The organism is Pseudomonas sp. Sample_21, assembly GCF_004307525.1.
GTDB lineage: Bacteria > Pseudomonadota > Gammaproteobacteria > Pseudomonadales > Pseudomonadaceae > Aquipseudomonas > Aquipseudomonas atacamensis.
In genome coordinates, this window is record NZ_RCNZ01000046.1 from 1 (window position 1) to 4449 (window position 4449).

Sequence of the window (4449 nt, forward strand, 5' to 3'; positions counted from 1 at the left end):
GCGTGCAGGGCGTCTTCAACGCGGGCTTTCTTCTCTTTCATTTCAACTTCGGAACCAGCGCCAACCTTGATCACTGCAACGCCGCCGGACAGCTTGGCCAGACGCTCTTGCAGTTTTTCACGGTCGTAGTCCGAGGAAGTTTCGGCAACCTGGGCGCGGATCTGAGCGATACGGCCTTCGATGTCTGCCTGCACGCCAGCACCGTCAACGATGATGGTGTTTTCCTTGGACAGGGTCACGCGCTTGGCGTTACCCAGGTGCTCCAGAGTGGTGCTTTCCAGGCTCAGACCGATCTCTTCGGAGATAACGGTGCCGCCGGTCAGAACAGCGATGTCCTGCAGCATGGCCTTGCGACGGTCGCCGAAGCCCGGTGCCTTGACGGCAGCGACTTTGACGATGCCACGCATGTTATTCACAACCAGAGTCGCCAGGGCTTCGCCTTCAACGTCTTCGGCCACGATCAGCAGTGGGCGGCCGGCTTTGGCAACGGCTTCCAGCACTGGCAGCATTTCGCGGATGTTCGAGATCTTCTTGTCGACCAGCAGGATCAGCGGGCCGTCGAGCTCGGCAACCATGGTGTCCGGCTTGTTGACGAAGTATGGCGACAGGTAGCCACGGTCGAACTGCATGCCTTCTACAACCGACAGTTCGTTTTCCAGGCCCGAGCCTTCTTCAACGGTGATCACGCCTTCTTTACCGACTTTTTCCATGGCTTCGGCAATGATGTCGCCGATGGAGTTGTCGGAGTTGGCCGAGATGGTGCCGACCTGAGCGATGGCTTTGAAGTCAGCGCATGGCTTGGACAGGGCTTTGAGCTCTTTGACAATGGCGATGGTCGCCTTGTCGATACCGCGTTTCAGGTCCATCGGGTTCATGCCGGCAGCGACGGCTTTCAGGCCTTCGTTGACGATCGACTGAGCCAGAACGGTAGCGGTGGTAGTACCGTCACCAGCGTCATCGTTGGCACGGGAGGCAACGTCTTTGACCAGCTGCGCGCCCATGTTTTCGAAGCGGTCATCCAGTTCGATTTCTTTGGCGACGGAAACGCCGTCCTTGGTGATGGTCGGAGCGCCGAAGCTCTTCTCGATAACCACGTTACGGCCTTTCGGGCCCAGGGTCGCTTTTACCGCGTCAGCCAGAACGTTGACGCCTTTGAGCATCTTGGTACGGGCGGCATCGCCGAACTTAACTTCTTTAGCAGCCATGATCGATATTCCTTAAATACTTTGTAGTAGCGGGAAAATGAACGGGGATATCAGCCTTCGATAACCGCGAGGATTTCGTTCTCGCTCATTACCAGCAGGTCTTCGCCATCGACTTTCACAGTGTTGCTGCCGGAGTAAGGACCGAACACAACCTTGTCGCCTTCCTTCACGGACAGTGCACGCACTTCACCGTTTTCCAGAGCTTTGCCCGGGCCTACAGCGAGAATCACACCGTGGTTGGCTTTTTCAGCAGCCGAACCTGGCAGGACGATACCGCCAGCGGTTTTCTTTTCTTCTTCGCTGCGACGGATGACGACGCGGTCATGCAGAGGACGAAGCTTCATTGTCGATCTCTCCTAATTGTGGTTTTCATCGGCCGGTGTAGTCCCGGCGGGTTTAACGAATCCGGCCTGCGCCGGTTGCGGTCCGTCGAGCGAACCGCGCAAGTCTGTCCGGTTTGAATACCGGAAACCTTTCGGTGACCGATACATAGGGGCGTACAAGCCGATTACAAGGGCTGGCGGAAAAAATTTTTCATCCAGACAAGGTAAATAACAGCCATAAACGAGCACGGCACCCGCAGGTGCCGTGTCGATGCAGATGTCACTTGTTGTCGCGGTGTTCGAACTCGCCTTCGATCACATTCGGCTCTCGACCGAGCGGCTCGCGCGGGGCCGGGCCGCCACGGGGTTGCAGGTCGTCGGCGAAGGCACGCTGGCGCATCGCCTGGTCTTCAGCACGCTGGCGCATCTTGTTCGCCAGCAGACGACGGGTGACCGGCAACAGCATCACCAGACCGACCACATCACTGATGAAGCCGGGAATGATCAACAGGCCGCCGGCCAGTGCCAGCATCAGGCCTTCGAGCATGGTCTGCGCGGGCAATTCGCCGCGATTCAGGCTTTCCCGGGCACGCAATGCGGTGGCCAGACCGGCGACGCGCAGCACGAACACACCGAACATCGAGCCGAGAATGATCAGCAGCAGGGCCGGGAAGAACCCGATAGAGCCTGCCACTTTGACGAATACGAACAGCTCCAGCACTGGAAACAGCAGAAAGAGCAACAGAAAAGGGCGCATCAAAGTTTCCTCAACGCAAGAAATGCCTTGCAGTAAGCCTTAGATGACGTCGCCCTTGCGTGAATTCAAGCTTAACTTTGCGCTTTTTTCGGCCAGGACTGGGCGTGAGCCAGAGAAACCAAGGCCTCGCGCACTTGTGTCGGCGTATTACATGGCGCCGCGAAGGGCAACCAGTAGACGGCCTGACCGATGCGCAGGTGCATGCCCTCGCTGTCGATGCCGGCCAGTTGCGCCGGCACACTGTTCGGCAGCCCGGCCAGCTCGACGTAATGGGCGATGGCCTTGGCGTGGTCGCTGTTCATGTGCTCGACCATGCTGATTTCCGCCTTGCCGGCGAACGGGTTGGCCAAGGTCAGATCGTCGATCCAGTGGATCGCACCAAAGCCGCCGATGTAGCGATGGCGCACCGGATCGAGCACCCAGAAATCGAAATCGTGGGCCTGGTGATAATTCTGCGAGTCGGGGAAATAGCGGTAATAACGCTCGGCGGCAGCCTCGATCGCGGCCGGGTCTTCGAGTTTCTGCGCTTGGGCCAGATAGGTCAGCCGCCCGACCGCCTGCACGTCGTCGGCCTCGCGCTCGCCCACCAGCATCGAGCACTTCGGATCTTTCTGCAGGTTATGCGTGTGCTGCGCGATGCGGCTGATCAGGATCAGCGGCCGACCCTGCTCGTCCAGGCAATACGGCACAACCGAGCCAAAGGGAAAACCCGGCATCGACTTGGAGTGGGTCGACAGCACTCCACGGTATTCCTTGAGAAGCAATTCTCGGGCATTCTTCGCCACTTCAGCGCTCAATTCGTGACTCCTTAAATGGGTTCCGTCTAGAAAACGGACAGGCGCGCAGCGAAAAGTAACCGGCGCGCATCGGGCAAATGTTCGTGTGCAACCAGGCCTGACCGGTGCCGATCGAGCGTTGCCGACAACAAAAACAACTCAGACCTGCCAGCGGGACATGCGAATGCAACTCAACGACAAAGTAATCATTATCACCGGCGGTTGCCAGGGTTTGGGCCGTTCCATGGCCGAGTATTTCGCCGGCGAGGGCGCGAAGCTGGCCCTGGTCGATCTGAATCAGGAAAAACTCGACGACGCCGTGGCCGCCTGCAAAGCCAAGGGTGTCGAAGCGCGCAGCTACCTGTGCAATGTGGCCAATGAAGAACAGGTCGAGCACATGGTCGCGCAAGTGGCCGAAGACTTCGGCGCCATCCACGGCCTGATCAACAACGCTGGCATTTTGCGCGATGGTCTGCTGCTGAAGGTCAAGGACGGTGAGATGACCAAGATGAGCCTGGCGCAGTGGCAGGCGGTGATCGACGTCAACCTGACCGGCGTGTTCCTCTGCACCCGAGAAGTCGCAGCGAAAATGGTCGAGCTGAAGAACAGCGGTGCGATCATCAACATTTCGTCGATCTCCCGTGCGGGCAACGTCGGCCAGACCAACTATTCCGCAGCCAAGGCCGGCGTCGCAGCGGCGACCGTGACCTGGGCGAAGGAGCTGGCGCGTTACGGCATTCGCGTCGCGGGCATTGCGCCGGGCTTCATCGAAACCGAGATGACCCTGGGCATGAAGCCGGAAGCGCTGGAAAAGATGACGTCGGGCATTCCGCTCAAGCGCATGGGCAAGCCTGAGGAGATCGCCCATTCGGCGGCGTATATCTTCGAAAACGACTACTACACCGGGCGGATTCTGGAGATGGATGGCGGGTTGCGGATCTGACTGTCACCCTGAAACAAATGTGGGAGCGAGCCTGCTCGCGAATGCGGTGTGTCATTCAACCCATTGGTTGTCTGATCTACCGCTTTCGCGAGCAAGCTCGCTCCCACAGGTTTTTCAGCGCTGCCGATGGATCAATCGTCGCTGATGGTGATATTCGGCATCGCCGGCGTGGCCGCTTCCTGCAAGACAATGCGCGCGCCGACGTGGCGGGCCAGTTCCTGATAGACCATGGCGATCTGGCTGTCCGGCTCGGCGATTACGGTTGGCTTGCCGCCATCGGCCTGTTCGCGGATCAGCATCGAGAGCGGCAGCGAGGCCAGCAGTTCGACGCCGTACTGGGTGGCCAGTTTCTCGCCGCCGCCTTCACCGAACAGATGCTCGGCATGCCCGCAGTTCGAGCAGATGTGCACGGCCATGTTTTCCACCACGCCCAGCACCGGAATGT

At 59.1% G+C, this 4449-nt stretch carries 6 protein-coding genes and 1 pseudogene; 1 reads left to right on the top strand and 6 read right to left on the bottom strand.

Annotation, left to right across the window (positions count from 1 at the left end):
• The 4 genes from groL to D8U71_RS06550 all read right to left on the bottom strand — a co-directional run.
• Positions 1–1205, bottom strand: a 1205-nt coding sequence (gene groL / locus D8U71_RS06535; RefSeq protein ID WP_130887422.1) for a chaperonin GroEL, incomplete at its 3' end; no start/stop codon positions are given.
• A gap of 50 nt (positions 1206–1255) precedes the next feature.
• Entirely contained in the window at positions 1256–1549 is a 294-nt protein-coding gene (locus tag D8U71_RS06540; RefSeq protein WP_007916610.1) for a co-chaperone GroES, read from the bottom strand.
• Positions 1550–1808: 259 nt separating this feature from the next.
• Positions 1809–2285, bottom strand: a complete 477-nt coding sequence (locus D8U71_RS06545) for an FxsA family protein (protein WP_016773418.1) — start codon at positions 2283–2285, stop codon at positions 1809–1811.
• A 71-nt stretch (positions 2286–2356) separates the two neighbouring features.
• The gene (locus tag D8U71_RS06550; RefSeq protein WP_016773417.1) at positions 2357–3082 is read right to left on the bottom strand and encodes a HugZ family protein; all 726 of its coding nucleotides are present in this window, start codon (positions 3080–3082) and stop codon (positions 2357–2359) included.
• 163 nt (positions 3083–3245) lie between these two features.
• Between D8U71_RS06550 and D8U71_RS06555 the strand changes: the two genes are divergently transcribed.
• Positions 3246–4004 (top strand): SDR family oxidoreductase, encoded by a 759-nt coding sequence (locus D8U71_RS06555; RefSeq protein ID WP_130887423.1) that lies wholly within the window; start codon positions 3246–3248, stop codon positions 4002–4004.
• A 20-nt stretch (positions 4005–4024) separates the two neighbouring features.
• Here the strand turns inward: D8U71_RS06555 and D8U71_RS28550 are convergent.
• Together D8U71_RS28550 and D8U71_RS06565 are read right to left on the bottom strand one after the other, a co-directional pair.
• Positions 4025–4132 (bottom strand): annotated as a pseudogene (locus D8U71_RS28550) (metal ABC transporter ATP-binding protein); the annotation flags it as partial.
• Between the two features lie 3 nt (positions 4133–4135).
• The coding region (locus D8U71_RS06565; RefSeq protein ID WP_153188857.1) for a P-loop NTPase at positions 4136–4449 on the bottom strand (314 nt) is incomplete at its 5' end.

Excerpts from the sequence above, each read along its gene's own strand:
- D8U71_RS06540 (WP_007916610.1), bottom strand. The coding sequence starts at position 1,549 with ATGAAGCTTCGTCCTCTGCATGACCGCGTCGTCATCCGTCGCAGCGAA.
- D8U71_RS06545 (WP_016773418.1), bottom strand. The coding sequence starts at position 2,285 with ATGCGCCCTTTTCTGTTGCTCTTTCTGCTGTTTCCAGTGCTGGAGCTG.
- D8U71_RS06555 (WP_130887423.1), top strand. The coding sequence starts at position 3,246 with ATGCAACTCAACGACAAAGTAATCATTATCACCGGCGGTTGCCAGGGT.